Here is a 25,157-nt window from a genome sequence, read left to right as displayed (position 1 = left end):
CTGGCATCGGATGGCTGGTGATATATGAAAGATGAGATAAGACTGACTTTTGTTGGGGATATCATGTGCCAGCGCGAACAGAATGCTGTAGCATGGTCACGTCATGGCGAATTTGCCTATGATCAGACATTCACTGCAGTTACAGAGTTTTTTGCAGAATCCGATTATGTTATAGGAAACCTGGAAACGCCTATTGCTGGCAGTTCGTTAGAGTACACTTCTGAGTCTTCACGTTTCAACACCCCGGAAACTTTTTTGGATGCACTGAAAAATGCGGGGATAGATTTTCTCTCTACTGCAAATAATCATTGCTTGGACAGGGGGGTGCCCGGCGTGCAACGCACACTCGAAAATCTGCAATCCCGAGGGTTCGGCCACACGGGTACCTATGCAACGAGAGAATCAAGCGAACAAATATTCATAAAAGAAATCAGCGGTATCAAAATCGCATTGTTGAGTTTTACCTATGGGACAAATTCAGAATATTATGGCGAGGCCCTTTCGGACGAAGAAACTTGGCGCGTTGATTTATTAAGAAGACAGCCGAGACGGGCAATCGAGAATTTACAAAAATATTCTTTAAGAAGTCTAATCGCAGCGATTCTGCCTATAAGGGTTAAATTGGCTCTATCTGCCCTGTTCGGCAGAACGAATCGGAGTGTTCCAAATTTCGTGACTGACAATGTTAACCCCGACGAGATCAATTTACCGGAAAATCACTACTTCGTGGCACGGGCCAAAGAGAAAATTCAACGCGCCAAGAATTTGGCGGACTTCGTGATTTTGTTACCGCATTTAGGCGGTCAATATAATCCTGCTCCGGGTGAGTACCACAAATGGACGATGCAATGGATGTCGCGCGCTGGGGTGGATGCAATTATAGCGAATCACGCACATACGCCATTGCGATGTGAGAAATTTGGCAACAGTTGCATTGGGGTATATGCACTCGGAAATTTTTGTTTCACTCCACATACCGGCTGGTTTATTCCAAATTCCTTCTCTGAGTACGGGATTGTGCTGGATATGTTTATATCCACTAGCGAGAAAAAAATTACTCGGATTACATACAATGTTGTTAAAACAATCCTAGAGCCAGATGGGTTCGCTTCAGTTCATCCTGTTTCTGAATTAATTGCTAATGAGAAAAATACGGTCGCTCGCGAACGACTGCTCGTTGAAAACGAGGCAGTTGTAAACCGTTTTGGCGGTGTGACTGGAAGTGTAAGCCCACAAGTCAATTATACCTTCAGTTTGTAAAAAGCCATGTCGCATTCAAATCCTGGAAAACTCGTTAAAAATACGCTTTTTCTGTATTTTCGACTCATCTTGGTTCTCGGTGTCTCGCTTTATACCTCCCGACTAGTACTTTCCGAACTAGGTATTGAGGATTACGGAATTCACAATGTGGTTGCCGGAGTTGTTACGATGCTTTCATTCCTGAACGGCTCCATGGCCTCAGCAACGCAACGTTTTTTATCATTTGAACTCGGAAGAGGGCGACAAGAAGAAGTTAGGAATGTATTTAGCACGGCCCAATTGATACATATAGCTATCGCGGTGATCATATTTATTCTTGCTGAAACCATAGGCTTATGGCTTTTGAATAATATACTCACAATTCCAGAGGATCGCTTGAACGCAGCCCACTGGGTTTTTCAATGTTCGGTCATTGCGTTTATGGTTACTGTAATTCAGGTTCCATATATGGCGGCCATCTTTGCCCAAGAACGGATGGGGCTTTACGCATACGTGAGCATCCTGGATGTCGGGTTTAAACTCGCTAATGTTTTCATCCTGGTGACCGTTGATGCGGACAAACTAATGCTTTACGGTGTTCTAAATCTATGCGCAACTGTCATCGTGGCACTAATATATGCAATACTATGCTGGAGAATTTTTCCAGAGTGCCGATTCTCCTTGAAAATTTCTGGCTCAAAAATCAAGGTGATGACCAGTTTTGTGGGGTGGAACTTGTCCGCACATATCGCCTCAGCTTTGAGTGTTCATGGTTCTAATATTTTGTTAAATGTGTTTTTTGGCCCAGCGATCAATGCGGCACGTGGTGTCGCCATGATTGCATCCGGTTCTATCCAAGAATTTGTCAATAGTTTTCAGATCGCATCGGCTCCGCAGATTACGAAAACATATTCCTCAGGTGAAATTGAGCAAGAGAAGTTGCTGATTCTGTCTGCTTGTAAAATTACTTTTTTTCTGCTGTTTTTGTTGGCGTTTCCAGTATTTTTGGAAACCGACCTGCTTCTGAAGTTATGGTTAAGTTCCCCCCCAGCCGAGACATCGTTATTTCTGAAACTTATTCTTGTCGATGCAATGATTTGTACATCAGCAAATCCAATGTATCACGCAATCATGGCAACTGGTGACATCAAGAAGTACCAAATGATTGCCAGTTCCTTTGTACTTGGAACCTTTGTAGCTTTCTGGATTTTACTGGAATTGGGATTTCCAGATTATTCTGTATTTTGTCTTTCTATTTTGTGCTCGTTGATTTTGCTTGGACTACGACTTGAGTTTCTAAATAGAATGATTGATTTTTCTACCGCGAAATATTTTCGCGTCGTTGTATTGCCCGGATTCAAAGTTGTTCTCGTGAGTGTCATTTTACCAATAATTGTATTATTAAACTTTGACGAAGGTTTGTTGCGTCTTTTTTTAGTATGCATGGGAGCTTTTAGTAGCACAATATTTTCAATATATTTCCTTGGACTAAATGTGGAGGAGCGCGCTTTTCTCAACAGAAAACTCGAATCCGTTTTGGAAAAAATACGGAATTGAATTCGGAAGCCCAATTTTCAAAGGTCGGGCAAGCAATTTAAAAAAACGATAGTTTACTAAGCAACTAATAAGCTTTATTTAAAATTCTGTATGCTATTTTAAGTAAGCAGGCACTAGGAGGCTGTCCAAGAATAGTGATCGTAGCGAGGGAAAGCTATTTTGGTCATATTTTCCGATTATTCTCGTTAAATAGAATAACTATTCGCCTCAAATAATCGAAAAATCTGTCTCAAAATAGCTTTTCTGCAGTAGATCGCTCTATTCTCGGACAGCCTCCTAGTAAAGTAAGGCAACACCGATGAATCGAAAAATTGAGCCAATTAGGCTATTTTCTAATCAATTCGGAATCGATGAGCTTCGGCTTTTTGAGATTAAGCATGAAAACAGAGAAATGGAGGTGATAACTTTTTGTTGCTGATATCAAGTTTTTGAGCAACACTTTGTTTTCCTGAGCCTTCGGTTTGAGTATAAATATCGACTCAGTATATTGCTATAATCGCTAGCACTTTGAAGTGGAGTTAATATTGATAGTACTGAGCGGGCATAGAATATTCCCGGGTTGATTAAAATTAAGAATTAAGAATTAAGAATGATTACAATAATGTTACTTGGACCTTCTCCGATAGCTGTTAGTGGTGTTAGCACGCATCTGAATCAACTATTTCAGTCGCCTCTTGCTGATGAATTTAAATTGCTGCATTTTCAGGTGGGAAGCGAAGGCCGGAAAGAGTCAGCAGCTACCAAGTTAGTTCGTCTTTTTTTTAGCCCGATCCAATTTCTTGGGCAATTGATTCAGGAAAAACCCCAAATTATCCATTTGAACACTTCGCTTGAATCTAAGAGCTACTGGCGAGATATCGTATATTTAATCATTGCACGAATTGCGGTAAAGAAAGTTGTATATCAGGTACATGGTGGCGCATTGCCGCAAGATCTTTTTAAAAGTAACAAGTTGTTAACTAAATTCCTGAGATTATCATTACATACTGCTGATGCTATCGTGTTACTTTCGCAAGAAGAGCTTGCCGCTTATCGAGATTTTGCACCAGGATTACAGCTGGAGGTTATTCCAAACGCCATAGAATTGTGTGCAGATCCACAATGGAAGAAAACTCCTCCCACTCAAAATAAATCATTAAAATTAGTTTACGTTGGTCGTTTGGCGATAAGTAAAGGTATTTTCGAAATTATCGAGGCATTAGGGATCGTGCGTAATCGCGGTAAAAATATTCAACTGGTTCTTGCTGGTACCGGTCCGGAAGAGGGTAGGTTGCGTGCTCGTGTAAATGACCTTGATCTTAACGATAATGTTCGCTTTGCTGGTGCTGTATTTGGTGTAGATAAAGATCAAATATGGGAGGATGCTGATTTGTTTGTCTTTCCTACTTATCATTGGGAAGGTTTGCCCTACGCCTTGTTGGAAAGTATGGCTGCTCGTACACCACCCGTGGTTAGTCCAGTTGGAGCCATCCCTGATGTCATGGAAGATGGTATTCATGGTGTTTTTGTTCCCTCTCGGAATCCGGAAGCGCTGGCTGAGGCCATCGAACGACTTGATAATGATAGAGCATTAATTTGCCGTATGGGGGAAGCTTGCAGGCAGCGGGTTGAAAATTATTATACAGTTGCTAGGCTGGCGGACGATTTTCGAAAGTTATATCATAATCTCATTAACTAAGAGCAATTTCCTGCTTTTTAAGGCGAAGGTACTTCAATGTGTGGTATCGCTGGCTTTGTAGGGCCACTCAAAAATATTAATTCCAGTGCCGTTTTGCGGAGTATGTCGGCTACTATTACACATCGAGGGCCGGATGATGATGGATTTTTCGAAGCGACTACACGTGATAGCCGCTACCAGATTGGCTTAGCGCATCGCCGTCTTTCTATTATTGATCTTTCTACCGGCCATCAGCCTATGGGGAACGAAGATGACAATGTCCAGATAATTTTTAATGGCGAGATATATAACTTTCACGCATTGCGCGACGAGTTAATTGCGCTGGGTCATCATTTCGTTACTGCTTCCGACACTGAAACCATTGTTCATGCCTATGAACAATGGGGTGAGCGTTGTGTTGAATATTTTCGTGGCATGTTTGCCTTCGTTATTTGGGATAGTCGCAATGAACGCTTGTTTCTAGCCCGTGATCGTTTTGGTAAGAAACCTCTGTTTCTTTGCGAAGTTAATGGGGTTTTGGCATTCGCTTCTGAAATAAAATCTATTCTGGCGTTTCCGGGAATCAACGCCGAGGTTGACACAACATCAGTTTGGGATTACCTCGCTTATCGCTATGTTCCTGCTCCAGCCACATTATTTCGTGGTATCCGTAAGCTTATGCCGGGTTGTTATGCGGTCTGGGAAAGAGGGATATTAACCGAAAGGTGCTATTACCAACCCCCAGATCGAGAGATTTCTGTCGATACACCGCTACCTGATGATCCAATTGGTGTCTTTCTCGATAAACTCGATGAAGCAGTGAAGATCCGCATGATCGCCGATGTGCCGTTCGGAGCATTTTTATCCGGAGGCATTGATTCTTCGGCAGTGGTTGGTCTTATGTCCCGGCATTCCGTACAACCGATTAAAACTTTCTCCGTGGGTTTCTCTGAAGCGGGATATAGTGAGTTGGGCTACGCCAAGACTATCGCTGAACAATTCAAGACTGATCATCACGAACTGGTTGTATCCCAAGAACATCTCATGCAACACCTGCCAGCCTTGGTGCGTTTTCGTGATGCGCCGGTAGCCGAGCCATCAGATATCCCAATCTATCTTTTGGCAAAAGAAGCAAGGCGAACAGTCAAAATGGTACTGACTGGCGAAGGAGCAGATGAATTCCTGGGGGGGTATCCAAAGCATGTTTATGAGCGCTATGCAAGTTTGTATCAGGCAATACCTGGTTTTGTGCGTCATGGTATTCTAGAGCCCTTGGTGCAGACATTGCCGTATCGATTCCGGCGAACCAAGACAGCAATTGTTAATTTGGGATTGGAGCAATTCGAAGAACGGATGCCGCGTTGGTTTGGTGCGCTATCAGACACTGAACGCAGGGATCTGGTGGCATTGTCTCAGCCTATTAGTTGTAAAGCTGGCGTGCAGTTTGACTCATCTCCAGAAAATAGCGCTTTGCGCCGCATTCTTTATTTCGATCAGTCGAGCTGGTTACCTGATAACTTGTTAGAACGAGGTGATCGAATGACTATGGCTGCTTCCCTGGAGGCACGTATGCCGTTTATGGATCATGAACTGGCCGCGTTTATATCAAATCTGCCAGACAAGTATCGGGTACGCGGCCATACAACTAAATGGATACTGCGCGAAGCGATGAAACGTTTGCTTCCAACAGCTATTCTTCAGCGCCCTAAGGTGGGTTTTCGTGTGCCAGTCAACGAATGGTTTCAAGGCCCCATGCGTGATTATCTTTATGAACACTTGACTGGTTCCACATCTTTTACCAGAGAGTATTATCAACCAGTTATGCTCGAGAAAGTTTTGGCTGATCATGTGGCAGGCCGTCAAAACCACGAAAAGCTGCTTTGGAGCATGCTTAATCTCGAAATCTGGCATCGCCAATATCTGAAATAATGTTGTTTCCGGATAAGGCAATTGCGAAACTGCAGTAGACAATGTTTCTGCAGTTACCTTAAATGCATGGATTTTTATTAATGTTTTTTCAAACCAATTTTTTATTTACACTCAGCCAACAGCAAAGGTACGGTGATAGTTGTTTTTGTCAGCTATGAATAATCTGGCTTGGAAAATTAATCGATTGCGTACTATGGGATTGCCAGAGATTGGTTATCGTATACGTCAAGCCATCCAAGGCAAAGCGGAATCGCTAAGCGTTCGTTGGATCCAGCAACCTCCGATACCCGATCTCTCACGCCTAGGAGAACCTTGGTTGAGTCCGCTCCCCCGTAGTATGGGTATTGAATCGTACTGTGCTGCTGCTGATCGTGTGTTAGCAGGGTATTTTGATGTTTTTGCCCTGGCTGACGTTCAATTAGGTTTTCCACCAAAATGGAATCTTGATCCCAAGACGGGTATTGATGCTCCGCTTGTCTTCGGTAAAACGCTAAATTACCGTGATGAACGGATAGTCGGTGATATCAAGTATCTATGGGAATCCAATCGACATCTTCATCTAACCACTTTGGCGCAAGCCTATCATCTCAGTGGTGATATGTGCTATGCGAAGGGTATTCAATCACTACTCGAATCGTGGTTTGATCAATGTCCTTATCCGTTGGGAGTAAATTGGACTAGTTCGCTTGAATCGGCCATACGACTCGTCAACTGGTCATTTACCTGGCATTTGTTGGGCGGTGAAACCAGTCTTTTATTTGCCACAGATGATGGGCAGCGTTTCAAACGTCGTTGGCTGGATAGCATTTACCAGCATAGCCATTTCATCGCTGGCTTTCTTTCACGGCATTCTTCGGCCAACAACCACCTCTTTGGTGAATTGATGGGTTTGTTTGTCGCAGCAATAACTTGGCCCTGTTGGCATGAAAGTAGTCGCTGGTTACAACAATCCCGCGATGAACTTGAAATCGAGGCTGTTAAACAGAATGCGCCGGATGGAGTTAATCGTGAGCAGGCCGTGTATTACCAGCATGAAGTCACTGACATGATGCTTATTGGTTGGATTCTAGGTCGAGCAAATGGTATTGAGTTTACTCAGAATTTTTTTACTCGGATTGAACGGATGCTTGAGTTTATCGCATCCATTATGGATGTTTCTGGTAATGTCCCCATGATCGGAGATGCTGACGGTGCATTGATAGTGGATTGGAGCAAAGAGCGAGACTGGGATGTTTACCGTTCACTGCTTGCTACCGGTGCCGTATTGTTTAATCGATCTGATTTTAAAATCAAGGCGCGGTGCTTCGATGATAAGAGCCGCTGGCTTTTGGGAGATGCCGCAAAGTTTCAATTCGATGCGATTGCATCGGACGATAAAAGATTGATAACTCGTCGGGAGTTTCGTGATGGCGGTTACTTCATCATGGGTAGCAAACTCGACACTTCCAGTGAAGTTCGTATTGTGGCCGATGCCGGGCCGCTTGGCTATCTTTCTATCGCTGCGCATGGCCATGCTGATGCACTGTCTTTCACCCTTTCGGTTGCAGGTTGCGCCTTGCTGATAGATCCGGGTACTTATGCATTCCATACCCAGAAGAAGTGGCGGGATTATTTTCGAGGTACCTCAGCGCACAATACCGTGAGGGTAGATGGGCTTGATCAGTCTGAACCGGGCGGAAATTTTATGTGGTTGCGCAAGGCAAATGTTTGCTGTGAAATTTGGGAAAGCGATCAACATAAAGATTGTCTTGTTGGCAGCCATGATGGTTATACCGGTTTGACTGATCCGGTTATTCACCGCAGAAAGATTGAATTCCTCAAGGATGAAGGGATGGTATTGGTGGAAGATACTCTGGAGTGTGCTAAGGAGCATGATATTGAATTTAATTGGCATTTTGCCGAGGCGTGTGAAATGCTGGTTGATCAATGCAAGGTGTTGGCGACTAGTGCAAATGTGCGTTTGGAGATGACGATGCCAGACAGTAATTGCAAGCCAGAGTTGGTGGTTGGCAGAGAGGTGCCGCCTTCTGGGTGGATATCCCATCGGTTTGATGAGAAAGCGCCATCGCCGACGATTACTTGGCGTGAAAAAATCACCGGTACTACGAGAAGATTGACAGTCCTACGGATTGTCACGGGTTATAATGCATAAATTTTTCGCGGGCACATTGATAGAAATGGATCTTGATCAATGAATTAAAGGAGTCACATGAAGATAAGTATATTTGGTTTGGGCTATGTGGGTACTGTTTCTGCTGGGTGCCTGGCAACGGATGGACATTCTGTGATTGGGGTCGATCCTAATAAAACGAAAGTTAACCTGATCAATCAAGGTGTCTCACCAATTGTGGAGAAAGATATCGGGGAAATGATCGCGGCATCTGTCAAGAGCGGCCTGTTGCGTGCGACTTCTGATGTGCAGGATGCGGTTCTAAATTCCGAAATATCACTTGTTTGCGTCGGCACACCATCCCAACTTAACGGTAATCTGGATTTAAGTCATGTCCGTAAAGTGTGTGAACAAATTGGTGCGGCGATCAAAGAGAAAAATGCCTTTCATGTTGTCGTTGCACGTAGCACGATGTTACCCGGTTCGATGCGTAGCGTTCTGATTCCAGCCTTGGAGTCGTACTCTGGCAAGAAGGCAGGTGTCGACTTCGGTGTGTGTAATAACCCGGAATTTCTACGTGAAAGTACGGCTGTATTTGATTACTACAATCCTCCCAAGACTGTTATCGGTGAATCCGATACAAGAGCAGGTGAGCTATTAATGCAACTTTATGCAAATATGACCGCGCCGCTTATTCGCACCGACGTAGAGACGGCGGAAATGGTTAAATATGCTGATAATACCTGGCATGCGGTCAAAGTAGCGTTTGCCAATGAAATTGGCAATCTCTGCAAAGCTGAAGGCATTGATGGCCATAAAGTGATGGAAATATTTTGTCAGGACACCAAATTAAACCTCTCACCTTACTATATGAAGCCTGGATTTGCTTTTGGCGGTTCTTGTTTGCCTAAAGATGTGCGTGCTTTGATGTATAAGGGAAAGAGCCTGGATATAGACTTGCCGCTCATCAATGCCATTCTTCCTTCCAATCAACGGCAAATTGAAAAAGGCATCAAGATGATCGTCGACAAAGGACATAGAAAAGTCGGTATTCTGGGATTCTCCTTTAAAGCGGGTACTGACGATCTACGCGAGTCGCCGCTTGTCGAAGTTATCGAATATCTTCTTGGCAAAGGATACGAATTGAAGCTGTACGATAAAAATGTAAGCCTTGCAGCGCTAACTGGCGCTAATCAGGACTATATCTTGAATCACATTCCGCACATCTCGAAACTGATGGCCTCATCAATGGAAGAAGTACTCGGTTTCGCCGAGACGATTGTCATTGGTAACGGTGCCGCTGAATTTCGCACCGTGCCAACCGGGCTGAAGGCCGGGCAAGTCGTGGTAGACCTGGTGCGCATCGTGCCTAATTTAAGTGGGGAGCGTTATGATGGCATTTGCTGGTAATTTAAAAAAATGATTTTCCGGAAATAAAGGTAACTATTGTTTTATACAGCATCAGGTAAAATTTATGTCCGATTTTAACCCACGTCGAGTTCTTATCTTAGTCGAGAATCTTCCTTCTCCCTTTGATCGTCGGGTATGGCAGGAAGCAACGACGCTTCATGATCATGGTTATGAGGTTTCTATTATTTGCCCAACCGGAAAAGGTTACGAGAAGGAATATGAGGTTGCTGACGGAATCCATATTCATCGCTACCACTTGCCGTTCGAAGCAGAAGGTGCAAAGGGTTATTTGGTGGAATACTCCCTCGCCTTATTCCATACATTTCGCCTCGCCTGGAAAGTCCAGTTTGCTCGAGGATTCGATGTTATTCACGCTTGTAATCCACCTGATTTATTGTTTCTGATTGGTGGATTTTTTAAGTTGTTTATGCGAAAGAAGTTTCTGTTTGATCATCATGACATCAATCCTGAGCTTTATGAAGCCAAGTTCGGGCGACGCGATTTATTTTATAAGTTGCTCGTGTTGTTCGAGCGATGGACATTCAAGACTGCTGATGTTTCTATCGCAACCAACGAATCTTATAAGCAAATTGCCATCGAACGCGGTGGTATGGATGCAACAAAAGTTTTTGTGGTGCGCAGTGGACCAAAGTTGGATCGATTGCGCATCCTGCTGCCCAAGGAAGAGCTCAAACGAGGGCGAAAGTATTTAGTGGGTTATGTTGGCGTGATGGGAACGCAGGAAGGTATCGATTTGCTGTTGCAGGCTGCGTCATATCTGATCAAGGATTTAGGTCGTTCGGATGTACATTTTGGATTGGTCGGTGGGGGCACATCGCTTGAGGAAATGAAGCAAATGGCTATTGATCTTGGCATCGATAATTTCGTGACTTTTACCGGCCGAGTGTCAGATCAGGAATTACTGGAAATGCTTAATACCGCAGATGTATGTGTAAATCCGGATGTCGCAAATGCGATGAACGACAAATCTACCATGAACAAGATTATGGAGTATATGGCATTAGGCAAATCCATTGTTCAATTCGATCTTACTGAAGGCCGCGTTTCTGCACAGGATGCGTCGTTATATGCGAAAAAGAATGATCCGGTTGATATGGCGCTTAAGATTACGCAGTTACTGGATGATCCTGAGTTGCGTGAGCGCATGGGAGAATCTGGCCGCAATCGTGTAAAAAATGAATTGGAATGGCAATATGAAGTGCCGAATTTATTGGCGGCATACGATGCAATTTTTGCCAATCAGAAATGATAGATTGACTAGATTGAAATATCAATTTTTATTGATACTAAGCGTATAAGGTGTATATAGTGGTATGGTTTGGCAAGAAATATACGGAGAAATGACATGAATGAATCAGACATTCAAGATTTTTGGAACCGCAATCCCTGCGGTGATTGGCAAGTTGGTGGTCTCGAACAGCACCGGGGAGATTATGAAGCTTTCTTTACTGATTACGACAATTTCCGTTACCGCAAAGAAGCGCATATTTTGCAGTGCTTGAATAACATCGATTTCAAAGGTAAGCAAGTTCTGGAAATAGGTTTAGGGCAGGGTGCTGATTCGGAGCAGATCATAAAGCGTGGAGGTCTCTGGTCTGGACTCGATCTTACCCCGGAATCCGTTGCCAGAGTGCAGACACGACTTTCCTTACGACAGTTACCCTATCAATCACTCAAACAAGGAAGCATTCTGCAGGCTCCTTTTGAAGATAACAGCTTCGACATCGTATTCAGTCACGGCGTTTTGCATCATGTGCCGGATATCCTGACAGCGCAAAAGGAAATTCATCGAATCCTAAAACCAGGCGGTGAGTTAATCGTCATGCTCTATGCAAAATGGTCTCTGAATTACCTGATTTCCATCTATATCGTACGAAGGTTGGGTTTATTAGCGCTTTATTTTATGAATCCAGATCCCAATTCTATTTTTGGTCAGCATGTTACCAATGCACGTTCTATGGGATTATTTCGCTATCTTAACATGGATAATTTTATTCACAGAAACACAGATGGTCCGTTAAATCCCTACGCTAAAGTGTATGCTTTACAATCAGTCGAGAAAGATTTTCCGGATTTCATGATCACGCGCTCTTATAAACGATTTATGCATGCGCCTCCATTGCAGGTAAATTGGCTTCCACTTGAACAAGTGCTTGGGTGGCATTTGTGGGTTCACATGCGACCGATTTAGAGTCTCCGGTAGGCGGGTCTGAAGTATGTTATTTTAGATAACAAGATATTCCAATACCACATGGGAACCCATCCCATATTTCCAATTCAGTTGAATGTGACTCGACTGTAGGATAACCGCCACTATAGGCGTCATTAACCATAATCCGGGTTATCGGGAGGTTGTATTCTCCCATAGTCGATCCGTGGTAATCGACGAGTTTTTCGCCATCAATAGCCGCCCAGAAACGTCCATCGCTGCCGCTTGACCGGTGCCAGTAAACTTCAAATTTAAACCATTTGTCCAACGGAACTGGAACAGTGTGGTTTTCCTCGCGCCAGTAAGTAACGCCCGGGAAGGGGCCATTAGCTAAATTGTCACCTTTTGTTAGCCAGTAGAGATTGCCATCTATTCCTTTCAATATATTGATATTAATCCGGTAATCTCCGTAGTCTTCATTGCCTGCGTACCCGCCCGTCTTGAATGCAAATTGTGTGCGCCAGTTTCCTGATGAAACCGCACTATCTAATTTGTCTACCATGTCTGCTGGATACTTGAACCAGTATGTGATGTATAAGTCTTTAACATCACCCTTTGATGATGGCCTATTAATCAGTAAAGCGGCTTGAGAACCAGCTTGTCCAACAGCACCTTTTATTTTTACATTTTGAAAAAGCTCATTGACCACATTCCCTTTGGGTCCGGTAACCGGTCTAATTTGATTGGTTATGTAATTGCCAATAGTTGAGGGAGTAATAGGATCGACAGTTATCAATTGGATACCGGAAAAAATTGCATCCAAGGCATTTATCGGCCAGGTATAACCGGTTTCCTTGTCGGTGCCAATGATATCCTGCCACGCTCCGTTACCGGTAGGATAAAAATTGTACAAACTCCCAAGCGAAACTCCGGGACCAAAGTTCGATTTGAAAAGTAGAGTGGCTGCATGGGTTGCAGAAGCAGCGAAGATAGTGATAGCAAGTGATGCCGTGATTAGAAGTGTTTTATATGTATTGTTACTTGGTTGTACGTCAATTCCTGACGGCGAACGGACAGCTGATAATGCTTGATGATAGATATTCATACTCGACTCTTCCTTAAAGATACAAACGCGCAATAGCATAAAAAAGAACCTAACAGAATGCAGTATTCTAATAACAAATTTCTTGCCTGGCACCTCTGACCAACCTAGCCCATCTTTGGTATTCTTCAGTCTAATTCCATCATTTTCTATTTTGTATCTCTACAAGCATTGCATAAGCTCTGAGCGGCAGGAGATTTCAGAGCTCTACGCGCAGCTTTTCAGGCTCAAGATGCGGCAGAATGCGATCTTAGAAAAGCCCGCGATGTACGATGCGAAGGAGAATCTGTGAAGTACACATTCAACAATGCACAAGAACGATCCGAATTTTTTAGCTATTAGTGGCTTGCGAAGCACTGGAGATACTAGCGGCAGGCTACCATGCGGTGAAGGTTTTGGCCGCCTGCGCTTTAAATACAATTAGGCTGGAATTGATCTTGAAGATCAAGGAAGCTACTAATAAATTATCGAAAATACGGAACTTGGGCCAGATAAGTTTTCCGCAGCGTCAAATGCCTTAATAGTGTAAGCATAAAGAACACCTGTTGCGGCCGAAGAAATTATATCTGTATAGCTGGTTGTAGTACTTACTCCAATCTTTTTGCCATTTTTATAGATAGCATATCCCGCAACACCTACTGCATCGGAAGAGGCTTTCCAAGATAATGCGGCTGAGGCAGAAGTCGTGAATTTCGTCAGTTTCCCTGTTAAACTGATCGGTGTAGAAGGCGCTACAGTATCAAAATTATGGCACGAAACACCAATGCCACACGGAAAATTGTTCCATATTTCCAGTCCGGTTGAACGTGACTCGACTGTAGGATAACCGCCACTATAAGCGTCATTAAGCATAATCCGGGTTATTGGGAGGTTATACTTTCCCATATTCGATCCGTGGTAATCGACGAGTATTTCGCCATCAATGGCAGCCCAGAAACGTCCATCGCTGCCGCTTGACCGGTGCCAGTAAACTTCAAATTTAAACCACTTGTCTAGTGGAACTGGAACAGTGTGATTTTCCTCGCGCCAGTAAGTAACGCCCGGAAAGGGGCCATTAGCTAGATTATCACCTTTTGTTAGCCAGTAGAGATTGCCATCTATTCCTTTTAATATAGTAATGTTGATCCGGTAGTCTCCTTGGTCTTCATTGCCCGCGTATCCGCCCGTCTTGAATGCAAATTGCGTGCGCCAGTTTCCTGATGAAACTCCACTATCCAGTTTACTCACCAGGTCTGCTGAGTACTTGAACCAGTAAGAGATGTACAAATCCGCAACTTCCCCCGATTTTGACAGCCTATTAATCAGTAAAGGGGCTTGAGAACCAGCTTGTCCAACTGGTCCTTTTATTTTTACGTTCTGAAAAAGCTCATTGACCACCGTCCCTTTGGGTCCGGTGACCGGTCTAATTTGATTGGTTATATAATTGCCGATGGTTGCAGGCGTAATAGGATCGACAGTTATCAATTGGATACCCGAGAAAATTGCACCCAAGGCATTTATCGGCCATTTATGGCCGGTTTCTTGATCAGTTCCAATGATTTGTTGCCATGCACCATTGCCGGTAGGATAGTAATTATAGGGCGCTCCAATAGAAACTCCGGGACCAAAATTCGATTTAAAAAGTAGCGTGGCCGCATGGGTTGCAGAGGCAGCGAAGAGGGTAATGGCCAATAAAGTCATAATAAAGAATTTTCCGCTTGGAAGGGACCAATTATTACGGTCTGTACTTGACTGATTTGCTTGTAGTGCATTGACGGTTATTGACGATGAACTGACAATTTGAGTTCCTGGATTATTGATACACATTTCGATGTCTTATATGGACGCCTCCCGGTTTGGCAAGCAATACTTTGTGTTTTGGTAAAACGGAAATCGGAAATCGGCCGCAGTCTTGTATCTGACCATGTTGTAAACTGGATTTCTGTCTGCAGGCCCTGATGGAATTCGCCAAGGACGTTCTTATCCCCTTATCGTGCTCGAAGCACTTAGAATCATGTGGGTTTGCGTTCTTGCGATCCGACCTGTTCCGCCATCACACGGGTTATTTACCTGCGCAACCTTTTAGCATTCCACTCCTTTTCAGTGGTTGTTGTTTGTTATGTAGACACTTGGTTCACATAACCCTTCTGGTACTCTCGATCGTGAGCAAAATTGCCCACGCCGTTTGTGCCATCTTGTTGGCCATCAACAATAGCCGCATTCGTCTGGGTGGCATTGGAGCTGTGCTTCGCTCCATGCTCCTTTATCTTTGGCGTTGCACATGAGTGCTCTGGCGCCATGTAGTAACAAGGGGATAAATACGTGCCGCCATTTTGTTGGTACTTAGTAGTCTACTCTGCTACCGGCGTCACTCTGGCTTGGAGCAAGGCCCACAAAAGCATCTAATTCTTGCTCACACTTGAAGTAATTTGCCTTACTCTTGATGACGGCAAGGGCGGTTGCCGTCATCATTCCAACACCGGGGATCTCAGTAATCTTCTTGCTGTTTCTGCCAATCTTTGACTCTGCGTTCAATGTTTTGCACATCTGCTTAGATCAGTAAGTTTGCGCTTCCTGTTTCCGCAGAGTTCGCCTTTCTCATAACTTGGCACCAGGTATAAATTGTGTTAAATGCAAATTTTGCGATCAGTGATTCAGATCGATGATTTTGAAGATCGTAATTAGTAAAGTATCTAGTGTTTAATTGCATTAATTCGGTATACGCTTTTTGAATTGAAATATAAGATAGAACAAATACTTAATGCAGTATGCTTGGTTAAAACCACCGTCTTTAGGCGGTTACTTTGATTTTAAATGTGTTGACCCATGCACGTTTAGCGTGGTGCGGGTAGGCGACTTTAGTCGTTTATACCAAGCTGTGCTAACTCGTTTACTTTTAGTAGGTGGTAGTTTAGTTTGGAAAATAAACGACTTTTTCTCAATTAGACGCTAGTTGCCGGAAATGCCGATCTTACAGGAAATATTTCAACTTGTTTCCTGGGTGTGTGGGATATAGCAAGTAACCATAAGAGAGCGTTGTTCTGTTTTATATAAAAGCAATCTAAATAAAATATTTAGATTTATACAGCTCTCCTTGTGGCGAGTGGATTTATACAGCAACTAAAACGTTTGACCATAAAGAATTTATTAAATCCCCTTAATGAAAACAGACAATTAACTGAAGATTTTTAGCAAGGCCGCTTGCTAAGATCCTGCCGGATTTAAGGCTGGTCGCCCGCGCCAATGAGATAGCGGCTCATCTTTCCTCAATTTTTTTGTTGCATAGTCTCGCTACGATTGCTTAAGTCCGACAAGGCTCTAGCCAATAATGAACAAGTGACATTTTTTGTTGTTTAATGACAAAGTGTGTCATTAAACTATACGATAGAAATATAAGTATTACTGATCGCCAAATCGGACTACTGAAATGTACTAAGTAGTTAATCGCTTAGCAGTATCAAGATCGCATCGATATTACAGAATTATTACAATACGTTGATTAAAATGGCCATTGTACTTTCTCTGATATGTTGATGCAAGAAAATTCCGAAAAATTCTCTAACAGAAAGATTCTCATAAGATCGAAAAATTCGCAGCTTCTCGTTGGCTAGCTTCCACCTTGCTTGGCTATTGGAATGACATAACGGAGGAATTTAGGTTGTATCTGATAAATTGGCATAATTTATGCTTAATTAGTGTCGGAGTATGAAAAAGGCAAACCCTGCGAAAGCGGGGGACGCAAAGTCACTGATCTAAAGGGCCAATGCCCCAAGATGGCAGGGCTGCCAGATAACGCCAGTCGTTCCAATTATCGTGCAATGCAATAGCACGTGCAGTGAAACGTATCGAGTAAACCAATCGAGGTGTATCTACGCAGTTCCGTCCTTGTAAATTTAAAGAGGAATCGGAATGAACATTAATAATCAAGTATCACCAATTGCCAACTCGCTGCTAAGGATTGGCAAAACAATGCAATCCAATCAATCCCATGAGAATCGTATTTTTTGGTCAAATCACCGCAGGATATTCTTCATAGCGCTGTTCTTTGCCATGATCTGTTTTGTTGCTCCCGCATCATATGCAGCAACTATGCTTTTTAAATCTAATTTTGGTCCCGGGGTTTCTGTTGGAGCACCCTATAATTACTATCCTACCGGTAATGGTGCATGGCAACAAATCACTGGAACTGATCAGGAAACTGGTCATAGATGGCCGATAAATGCCCTGGGTGCAATTTTCTCGGGTATCCAATTGATAACTGTCGATCCTATTACGCCCGCAACTATTGGCAATTACATAACCAATCAAATTAGACCGGTTACCGGACCCAAAGGGAATGTGGTCAATGAGCTTTTTCAAAATGTAAAAATAAAAGGTGCTGTTGGACAAGCTGGTTCTCAAGCCGCTTTACTGATTAATAGGCCATCATCAAAGGGTGATGTTAAAGACTTATACATCACATACTGGTTCAAGTATCCAGCAGACATGGTAGACAAATTAGATAGTGCGGTTTCATCAGGAAACTGGCGCACACAATTTGCATTCAAGACGGGCGGGTACGCAGGCAATGAAGACTACGGAGACTACCGGATTAATATCAATATATTGAAAGGAATAGATGGCAATCTCTACTGGCTAACAAAAGGTGATAATCTAGCTAATGGCCCCTTCCCGGGCGTTACTTACTGGCGCGAGGAAAATCACACTGTTCCAGTTCCGTTGGACAAATGGTTTAAATTTGAAGTTTACTGGCACCGGTCAAGTGGCAGCGATGGACGTTTCTGGGCAGCCATTGATGGTGAAATACTCGTTGATTACCACGGATCAACTATGGGACAATATAATCTCCCGATAACCCGGATTATGGTTAATGACGCTTATAGTGGCGGTTATCCTACAGTCGAGTCACATTCAACTGGATTGGAAATATGGAATGGTTTCCCGTGTGGTGATGGTGTTTCATGCCATAATTTTGATACTGTAGCGCCTTCTACACCCGGCAGTTTAACAGGGAAACTGACGAAATCCACGACTTTTTCCTCAGTTGCATTATCCTGGATCCCTTCTTCTGATACAGTGGGTGTCGCGGGCTATGCTATCTATAGAAATGGAAAAAGAATTGGAGCAAGTATTACGACCAAATATACGGATATGATTTCTACTTCTGTGGGGAGCGCAACAGGAGCTCTTTATAGTTATACTGTTAAGGCATTTGACGCTGCGGAAAACTTGTCTGGTACAAGTTCCACATATTCGATAACTTATTAGAGAAACTAGCTAGCTATAAAGAACCCCGCTGTCTGCAGCGGGGTATTATTGAGCTGATCATTAAATAGATCGTGTCAGCGCCAAATAGAAATGTCCACTTACCCATTTTCACTTGCTACAAAGTTGCACATTGCCCATCAATGGCAGGCTCAATAGGCATGTCCCTCCAAGGATGATTGGGTGCAGGCTTCATCATGGAAGCTGCTTTCTTGCGACCAATCAGTATTCCCTGACGCAAAAACAACGTGGCGTAGCTACGTGAACCATATTGTGGTGTTTTGAGGTATTGCTCGTTCATCTTTCGTAGCAAAACCAAGTCAACATCACTTGCCGGTTGCGGCTGATAATAAGTCGAGCGTGCCAAATCCAGTAAGTGGCATTGGCGAACATGACTCAGTTTGTAGTGGCACTCGATCATTATTATGCGTTCCGCCGTGCTTAATAATCGAGCTTTCTGACTAAATTCGCCTTGAATTCACTGGAATATCGCGTGCGTTTCTTGCTGGTGACTATGATCCTCTATATTGTCCATAACAGAGCTTAACACCTGTCTAGTTTTGTGGTACCACTTCAGTTTGGGATGGATTGATCTGTAATCGTCGGCTAGATGAAGCCACACCCGTGTGCCACGCTCTTTGAGTTCTTACCGGGTTTCGGGTCGACGCTGGTGAACGAGAAGCTTGCCGAATTGCATGGTATTCAACTACCCACAGAGGGTGTAACGCCAAATGATGATCTAGGCGGGCTGCATTGAGTTTGACTAAATATCCGGCCTTATGTATATTAAAAATTGCTTAATTTTCATTTAAACTTACTAAGCAATGGCTTGCAACGCAGGTTTGAGCATGGTTAGTTCCTATTCAGTTCGATTAACACGGAGCGCAGTTGTTATATGATCAGGTACTTTGCAGCAGCCGCTATATTGAAAACATTTTCAATAAATAAATTTACTCGTTCAACATATAGATATCTGGGTAATGTATTTGGTCAGAAAAAACGTCGACAACAAAACATCGATGTATATGTTAATCGTGGCGACCAATTGATTCAATTGATTAGGAAGTATGATGCACTTAAGAATGGTGGAGCGGCAGTAGAACTTGGCACAGGGTGGATACATTGGTTTGGTTTGTATCTTGTTCTAAATTCCGAAAGTGATGTCAGTTTGGAGTTGTACGATGTTTGGGACAATCGACAGTTAGACGCACTGAAGAGCGCTTTCAGTAAATTGGCATCCCAGTGGGAATCTGATGCCAGTATAAATGCTACACAACGCGCTCAATTAGCGTTCATTCAGTCAGTCAATTCTTTTGAAGAACTTTATCAATATTTTAATGCAAGATATACTATTAATAGTGATGGCTCCTTAGCATGCTATTCAGATGCAAGCTGTAACTTAATCACTAGCTTCCATGTAATGGAGCATATCAATAAAAATTTCATTCGAGAATCAATTGGGGATATGTTCCGGATGTTAAAGCCCGGAGGTTTTTGTATTCACCAAATTGGTATTGATGATCATCTCGCGCACTACGATGACAAAGTATCACAAAAAAAATACCTTCAATTCTCACTTGCAGGTCGCAAGTTTCTTTTCGAAAACATAGTGCAATATCACAATGTCTTGCAAGGTGAAGATTACCAACGATTTTTTCTGGATAAAGGGTTCGAGATCATCGAGATTAATCGTGAGCGCTGTGATATTACAGAACTCCCGGTTCATGCAGACTGGAAAAATTATTCCCATGAAGATCTGGAAACAACGGTATTTACAATCGTTTGCCGTAAACCAATATGAAACTTTGACACAAGATATGAATGCTATCCATCTTTACCGGGTTGCACACTATTTACATTGTTTGCATGTGCCCTTGATACCCGGCCTCTTACGCTGGTTTATGTTCCTTCTCTATAATAGTGTAATACCACCACAATGCAGTATTGGAAAGGACTCAACTTTTGCTCATGGCGGTATAGGTGTTGTATTACATCCTGATTGCATCATCGGCGAGCGAGTATTGATTGGGCAAGGCGTTACTTTGGGTGGTAGCTTCGGATCTGGGGCGCCAAAAATAGGAAACGATGTTTGGATTGGCCCAGGTGCTCGAATACTTGGATCTGTTATTATTGGAGGCAACACGATTATTGGTGCCAATGCGGTGGTAGTACAAGATGTGACAGAAAATAGTATTATTGGCGGAGTTCCGGGAAAAGTAATAAGAACAATCAGTCCGGGGGCGCTCGATGTATCAAAAGGCATATTGAATGATAAAAATTAACAGAAAGTTTGTATTGCCTGGTTAAATTAGCTGTTGAAACGGAGAACCCGGTATTGCCGAAGATTACAGTTTCTCGCAGGACTATCCCGAGCAACTGAGGCGCATCCGTTCGCATCAAAGACCCGGAAACCGGTAAGTTGTTGGTGTTCCTGTTCAACAGCACGACTCCGACTACATTCCAGAACAGTACGATTCCGCTAACCAACTAGATTTTCAACTTCTAACCGGACGCTACTGTTGCGCAATACATATCGGTGCAGTCGATGACCAGCATCGAAACGGGGCCATTGCCATTCAACTGAATCGTCAATCGGCCGGTTTGTTTGAGGTTTTCACCCAGCAGCAAGGTGATTGCGATCATTTCTCCTAGTAGTCAGTCATTAAAAAACAAAATGATGTCAGATAATCTTAAAGTATATTATTAAGAGGTTTTTGTTGTGAGAGAAACCTACCATGCCTGCCATTAAATACAAAGTTAATCTGAGTGATGATGAAAGACAAATCTTGCAAGCCGTAGTGCAAAAAGGCAAGAGCGCTGCACGCAGCCAAACACGCGCTCGCATTCTGCTCAAGGCCGCCGGGGGCTCGCGAGACAAAGATATCATAGATGCGCTGAATGTCTCGCCGTCGATGGTGGCAAAGACGCGACAGCGCTGCGTTAAGGAGGGGCCAGAAGCGGCCTTGAAAGATCATCCGCGTCCCGGCAAGGCGCCCGATGGCCATAACCACTGGACACTGCGTCTGCTGGCGGACAAAGTAGTGGAATTAAATTACGCCGATTCCTGCAGTTACGAAACCATTCGCCAGCTTTTAAAAAACACGCTTAAACCCTGGCAAAAGCAGGAATGGTGCATCCCAGAGGTCAGTTCCGACTTTGTGGCGGCGATGGAAGATGTTTTCGATCTGTATGAAGAGCCCTATGATCCGGTGCGTCCGGTCGTCTGTTTCGACGGAAGTCCCAAGTGTCTGTAACTTGATGATGATTTGTGAGCCTAAGCGCGGCTTTCGCCAGGTTGATATCACCGATCGACGCATCAAGATAGAGTTTGCCCAGTGCATGAAGCACATTGCCGATATTTATCCGCAGGCCAGCGTTATTCGAGTGGTTTTGGATAACCTTAACACCCACAAAATCGGATCCCTCTACGAGGCCTTCCCAGCCGAACCGGCGCACGCTTTAGCGCGAAGACTGGAATTCCATTACACCCCCAAGCACGGCAGTTGGTTAAACATTGCCGGAATCGAGCTGGCTGTGTTGTCCAACATGTGCCTGACACAACGCATTCCAAACAAAGATCATCTGCACCGTGAAGTAGAGGCAAATGTCAATACCCGCAATGCCAAAGCTGCTCCCGTCAATTGGCGCTTCACTTCTCAGGATGCTCGTCGCAAACTGACACGTTTGCATCCTCGTTTTTCAAACTGACTGACTACTAGTAACGAACGGATATTTTGAGCGCATCAAGATAAATTATGTTAGCTTTAAAGTCGAAAATCTCATATTCCAGCAGATCGCCATTACTGCCACCATGTTGATTTGCTACCAATCCGGGTAGTTCTTATTAACATTCGGAAGCAACAGAACGATATCGAATCATTGATAGAGGTTCATTATGACGAGCTTATTAGCGCATGGCAGCAACAAACACTTTGGCGGCTGAAGTCACGCACATTTCCAGTCACGGCATTTGGTTGTTATCGAATGATAAAGGACTGTCCCTGCCATATGCGGAATTTCCGTGGTTTAAAGATCAGCCTGTTAAATCGATATTCATGTTAAAGAACAATCGCCCGGTCATTTCTATTGCCCGAATATCGACATGGATCTTACGATCAAATTTATCGAGCACCCGGAAAAGTTTCCGTTGAAATCAAAAATCCGCAATCAGATTAATAGTGAAGAGAATGGATGAACCTCTCAATTCAGCATAGTGGTTAGCTATCACGAAACTCCAAAAAACCGTATCATCCTGCTCGGTGCCAGCAATCTGACTTTATCGTTACGTCTCGTTACCCATCTGATGCAGCAGCGGTTTGGCGGGCCGAGTGAGATTTTGGCAGCAATCGGGCATGGTCGTGCGTATGGATCGGCTAATCAAGTGCTGCTGCGCGGATTGCCGGGGATTGTTGCCAGCGGATTGTGGCCGCAGCTTGCTTCGGCCGAGCCATGCCCGGTGTTTGCGTTGTTGACGGATATTGGCAACGATATTTTGTACGGATCGGCGCCGGAGCAGATTTTGCGTCAAGTGGAATGGTGTGTTGAGCAGTTGCAGAAACAGTCTGCACAGATTATCGTGACTAATCTGCCGATGGCTTCGATTGAAGATCTGTCCGAGCGGCGTTATACGTTCTATCGCAATATTTTTTATCCGTTCTGCCGATTGCCCAGAAATGAAACCGTGAGCCGGGTTCGATCCGTGTATCAAGGATTGATTGATATGGCATCGCGCTGGAATTTTACGTTGTATGAGCAGGAACCGGCCTGGTTTGGGCCGGATGGCATTCATGTGCATTACTGGAAACGGCGCGCGTTTTATCGGGATATCCTAGAGCAGTTTCCATTGCGCAGTGATAGGCAGGGTGGTGTTGAGGAAGCTCCGGATCAGGCGCCATCCAAGGTTCGACAGGCTCACCATGGATGGAATCCGCATCTCGCCGAAGGACTGAATCACAGTCTTCATCCGAGCAAGAAAGAATGGTTATTAACCTGGCAACAGCGCCCAAAATTTGCTTATAAGACGTTATTGGGACGAGAAATATATTGCCAGCAGCCGAGCGGCCGGTTAGCGGATGGGTCAAGTGTTTTTAAGTATTGATTGGGCGCGCGGAGCAAATTGATCAACGATAGTGTTGCAGTGGTATTCAAAGCTGTGGAAATTTCACCTGCGGCTAAGAGCCGATCTTGAAGCAAGCCCGGAAGCTGCTTATTCATGGGAACAAGTCAATTTACACCTGAGTGATGATTCATGGCCTTCCATCATATATTTTCTTTTTATGAGCAGTTACCGGCCGAGCCACGAAGGCGATATGTGCCGTTAAATGGTGCTTGCTTATTTGGCAGGGCGAGAATTCTGATAAGCCTGTTTCTGATGTTGGTGGCGTTATCAGGTTGTGCGTATCAAAAGTTTGTCAGTGAACCCTATCCTCGCTGGGGGGATGAAAGCAGTATTTATCAATCGAGTGGTAATGTACCGCTAATCCTGCGGACTCTTGTTCCGCCAGAGCCCGCTAAAGCGTCAGCCTGCGTATTGCTGGTTCACGGCATGAATGAACATATCGGGCGTTATGGCGAAGTGGCGCATTATTTTTCCCGGCAGTTTTTTGTTGCAGGGTTCGATTTTTATGCGCACGGCCTATCTAACCCGGTACTGCAACAGGCGGATCAAGCACTTGCGGCGGGTGCAGGCAAACAGGAAGTTGGCGACGCTTTCCTAGCGCAATTATTGTTGCATGATCTGGAACCGCTGCGCAGGACTCTGGATCGTGCACTCAGGCAGACGATTGCGCTGTGCGATGCACAGAGTGATTCGAAACGGCCTGTGTTTATTGTTTCGCACAGCCTGGGTGCTTTGGTTGCTGCTTCTTATTTGCTGCAAGTTCGGAATGAAGACGATCCGGCCAAGCGCGTGCGGGGTATTGTTTTTTTGGCACCGGCTTTTGCTGTCAGCGAACCGCCCGGATGGCGCGGTTGGGTGGCAAATCCATTGATCAAACTGTCTTTTCACGCCGAAACGCATTTTCAGCATCCCCAGAATGAGCCTTTGCCGCTGTTACTATTCAATCAGTTGCTCTCATTGATAACTGTGCCTCTATTAGATGGCATGTTCGAAGTATTTTCCTGGCCGGGCTTGCGAAGTTTCCTGACGCCTGTTTCACCGGGTTGGGTGACGGATTATCTGACCGATAATGAAGAAGAGAAAGCGCGTATGCGTGCCGATGGCTGGATCGTCCGCCGCAGCCTGTTGCGTTACGTGAAAGGTATTGAAGAAGAGGTTGTGCACTTTCGCCGTAACATGGATCAATTCACAATACCTTATTATCTGGTTTACTCGGAGCATGATCCGATCACGCCAGCCTGGGGCAATGAGGATTTCTCTCGCGCTACATTGAAGAATCATTCGGATAACGAAGTCTTGGCGCTGCCCAATCTGCGTTATCACCAGCATCTGTTTTTAAAAGAACCTGCACGCACTGAGCTTCTGATGAAGATTGAACAGTGGATGGATCTCCGGTTACGCACTCTGGAGTGATAGCTATTGACAGCGCAGGCTCTGCCCGTGAAAAATTCAGGCGGATGAAAAAACTATCTGCGCTGCCACTGTAGTGTTAAGGAAACGCTGAATAACTCATCGCGCAGTAGAGATCAAGCCGAGTGATCATGTAATATTGCGATAATTTGCCCAATTTTGACCTGAATCGCATCATTTTTTGCATTATTACCCTCATTTCTTGTTTTC

At 44.2% G+C, this 25,157-nt stretch carries 20 protein-coding genes, 1 pseudogene and 1 riboswitch; of the genes and pseudogenes, 16 read left to right on the top strand and 5 right to left on the bottom strand.

Going from position 1 to position 25,157, the window contains the following annotated elements; translation table 11 throughout:
- Positions 1-24: 24 nt before the first annotated feature.
- The 8 genes from QZ942_RS01645 (at position 25) to QZ942_RS01610 (ending at position 12,114) form a co-directional block, all read left to right on the top strand.
- Positions 25-1,260: a CapA family protein gene (locus QZ942_RS01645; RefSeq protein WP_292992836.1), complete on the top strand. Its 1,236-nt coding sequence runs from the start codon at positions 25-27 to the stop codon at positions 1,258-1,260.
- 6 nt (positions 1,261-1,266) lie between these two features.
- The gene (locus QZ942_RS01640) at positions 1,267-2,796 is read left to right on the top strand and encodes a hypothetical protein (protein ID WP_292992835.1); all 1,530 of its coding nucleotides are present in this window, start codon (positions 1,267-1,269) and stop codon (positions 2,794-2,796) included.
- 589 nt (positions 2,797-3,385) lie between these two features.
- The gene (locus QZ942_RS01635) at positions 3,386-4,474 is read left to right on the top strand and encodes a glycosyltransferase family 4 protein (protein WP_292992834.1); all 1,089 of its coding nucleotides are present in this window, start codon (positions 3,386-3,388) and stop codon (positions 4,472-4,474) included.
- Positions 4,475-4,510: 36 nt separating this feature from the next.
- Positions 4,511-6,382, top strand: a complete 1,872-nt coding sequence (asnB, locus tag QZ942_RS01630) for an asparagine synthase (glutamine-hydrolyzing) (RefSeq protein WP_292992833.1) — start codon at positions 4,511-4,513, stop codon at positions 6,380-6,382.
- A 154-nt stretch (positions 6,383-6,536) separates the two neighbouring features.
- Complete coding sequence (locus QZ942_RS01625; RefSeq protein WP_292992832.1) at positions 6,537-8,534, top strand: alginate lyase family protein; 1,998 nt, start codon at positions 6,537-6,539, stop codon at positions 8,532-8,534.
- Positions 8,535-8,591: 57 nt separating this feature from the next.
- A complete protein-coding gene (locus tag QZ942_RS01620) occupies positions 8,592-9,902 on the top strand; it encodes a nucleotide sugar dehydrogenase (RefSeq protein ID WP_292992831.1) in 1,311 nt (436 codons plus the stop codon).
- A 64-nt stretch (positions 9,903-9,966) separates the two neighbouring features.
- A complete protein-coding gene (locus QZ942_RS01615; RefSeq protein ID WP_292992829.1) occupies positions 9,967-11,172 on the top strand; it encodes a glycosyltransferase family 4 protein in 1,206 nt (401 codons plus the stop codon).
- Positions 11,173-11,268: 96 nt separating this feature from the next.
- The gene (locus tag QZ942_RS01610) at positions 11,269-12,114 is read left to right on the top strand and encodes a class I SAM-dependent methyltransferase (RefSeq protein ID WP_292992827.1); all 846 of its coding nucleotides are present in this window, start codon (positions 11,269-11,271) and stop codon (positions 12,112-12,114) included.
- A 28-nt stretch (positions 12,115-12,142) separates the two neighbouring features.
- Here QZ942_RS01610 and QZ942_RS01605 read toward each other — a convergent pair whose 3' ends face one another.
- The 3 genes from QZ942_RS01605 to QZ942_RS14010 form a co-directional block, all read right to left on the bottom strand.
- On the bottom strand, positions 12,143-13,177 hold the full coding sequence (locus QZ942_RS01605; protein ID WP_292992826.1) for a hypothetical protein: 1,035 nt from the start codon (positions 13,175-13,177) through the stop codon (positions 12,143-12,145).
- Positions 13,178-13,630: 453 nt separating this feature from the next.
- Positions 13,631-14,980 (bottom strand): hypothetical protein, encoded by a 1,350-nt coding sequence (locus QZ942_RS01600; RefSeq protein WP_292992824.1) that lies wholly within the window; start codon positions 14,978-14,980, stop codon positions 13,631-13,633.
- 516 nt (positions 14,981-15,496) lie between these two features.
- Positions 15,497-15,700 (bottom strand): transposase, encoded by a 204-nt coding sequence (locus tag QZ942_RS14010; RefSeq protein ID WP_366835905.1) that lies wholly within the window; start codon positions 15,698-15,700, stop codon positions 15,497-15,499.
- 1,156 nt (positions 15,701-16,856) lie between these two features.
- A riboswitch (cyclic di-GMP riboswitch) is annotated at positions 16,857-16,943 on the top strand.
- A 119-nt stretch (positions 16,944-17,062) separates the two neighbouring features.
- On the opposite strand from QZ942_RS14010, the gene QZ942_RS01595 reads away from it, so the two are divergent.
- Positions 17,063-18,421, top strand: coding sequence for a hypothetical protein (locus QZ942_RS01595; protein ID WP_292992822.1), 1,359 nt, complete (start codon positions 17,063-17,065; stop codon positions 18,419-18,421).
- 115 nt (positions 18,422-18,536) lie between these two features.
- Here the strand turns inward: QZ942_RS01595 and QZ942_RS01590 are convergent, their stop codons facing one another.
- Positions 18,537-18,839, bottom strand: coding sequence for a hypothetical protein (locus QZ942_RS01590; RefSeq protein WP_292992821.1), 303 nt, complete (start codon positions 18,837-18,839; stop codon positions 18,537-18,539).
- A gap of 189 nt (positions 18,840-19,028) precedes the next feature.
- Between QZ942_RS01590 and QZ942_RS01585 the strand changes: the two genes are divergently transcribed.
- The 3 genes from QZ942_RS01585 (at position 19,029) to QZ942_RS01575 (ending at position 20,700) form a co-directional block, all read left to right on the top strand.
- Positions 19,029-19,175, top strand: coding sequence for a hypothetical protein (locus tag QZ942_RS01585; RefSeq protein ID WP_292992819.1), 147 nt, complete (start codon positions 19,029-19,031; stop codon positions 19,173-19,175).
- Between the two features lie 168 nt (positions 19,176-19,343).
- Positions 19,344-20,219 (top strand): methyltransferase domain-containing protein, encoded by an 876-nt coding sequence (locus tag QZ942_RS01580; protein WP_292992818.1) that lies wholly within the window; start codon positions 19,344-19,346, stop codon positions 20,217-20,219.
- On the top strand, positions 20,167-20,700 hold the full coding sequence (locus QZ942_RS01575; protein WP_292992817.1) for a hypothetical protein: 534 nt from the start codon (positions 20,167-20,169) through the stop codon (positions 20,698-20,700). Before QZ942_RS01580 ends, QZ942_RS01575 begins: the two co-directional genes overlap by 53 nt.
- Before the next feature lie 220 nt (positions 20,701-20,920).
- Here the strand turns inward: QZ942_RS01575 and QZ942_RS01570 are convergent, their stop codons facing one another.
- A complete protein-coding gene (locus QZ942_RS01570) occupies positions 20,921-21,061 on the bottom strand; it encodes an Hsp33 family molecular chaperone HslO (RefSeq protein WP_292992816.1) in 141 nt (46 codons plus the stop codon).
- A 92-nt stretch (positions 21,062-21,153) separates the two neighbouring features.
- On the opposite strand from QZ942_RS01570, the pseudogene QZ942_RS01565 reads away from it, so the two are divergent.
- The 4 genes and pseudogenes from QZ942_RS01565 to QZ942_RS01550 all read left to right on the top strand — a co-directional run bounded on the left by QZ942_RS01565 (position 21,154) and on the right by QZ942_RS01550 (position 24,950).
- Positions 21,154-22,126: pseudogene (locus tag QZ942_RS01565) on the top strand (transposase).
- Between the two features lie 206 nt (positions 22,127-22,332).
- Positions 22,333-22,569 carry a hypothetical protein gene (locus QZ942_RS01560; RefSeq protein ID WP_292992815.1) on the top strand — a complete coding sequence of 79 codons (237 nt, stop codon included), beginning with the start codon at positions 22,333-22,335 and terminating at the stop codon, positions 22,567-22,569.
- A 62-nt stretch (positions 22,570-22,631) separates the two neighbouring features.
- Positions 22,632-23,516: a hypothetical protein gene (locus tag QZ942_RS01555; RefSeq protein WP_292992813.1), complete on the top strand. Its 885-nt coding sequence runs from the start codon at positions 22,632-22,634 to the stop codon at positions 23,514-23,516.
- A gap of 150 nt (positions 23,517-23,666) precedes the next feature.
- The gene (locus QZ942_RS01550; RefSeq protein WP_292992812.1) at positions 23,667-24,950 is read left to right on the top strand and encodes an alpha/beta fold hydrolase; all 1,284 of its coding nucleotides are present in this window, start codon (positions 23,667-23,669) and stop codon (positions 24,948-24,950) included.
- Positions 24,951-25,157: the final 207 nt, after the last annotated feature.

The sequence above is a fragment of the Nitrosomonas sp. genome (assembly GCF_021731985.1).
Classification (GTDB): Bacteria; Pseudomonadota; Gammaproteobacteria; order Burkholderiales; family Nitrosomonadaceae; genus Nitrosomonas.
Note: the sequence above shows the minus strand (reverse complement) of the source record. Positions and strands in the feature narration are given on the sequence as shown.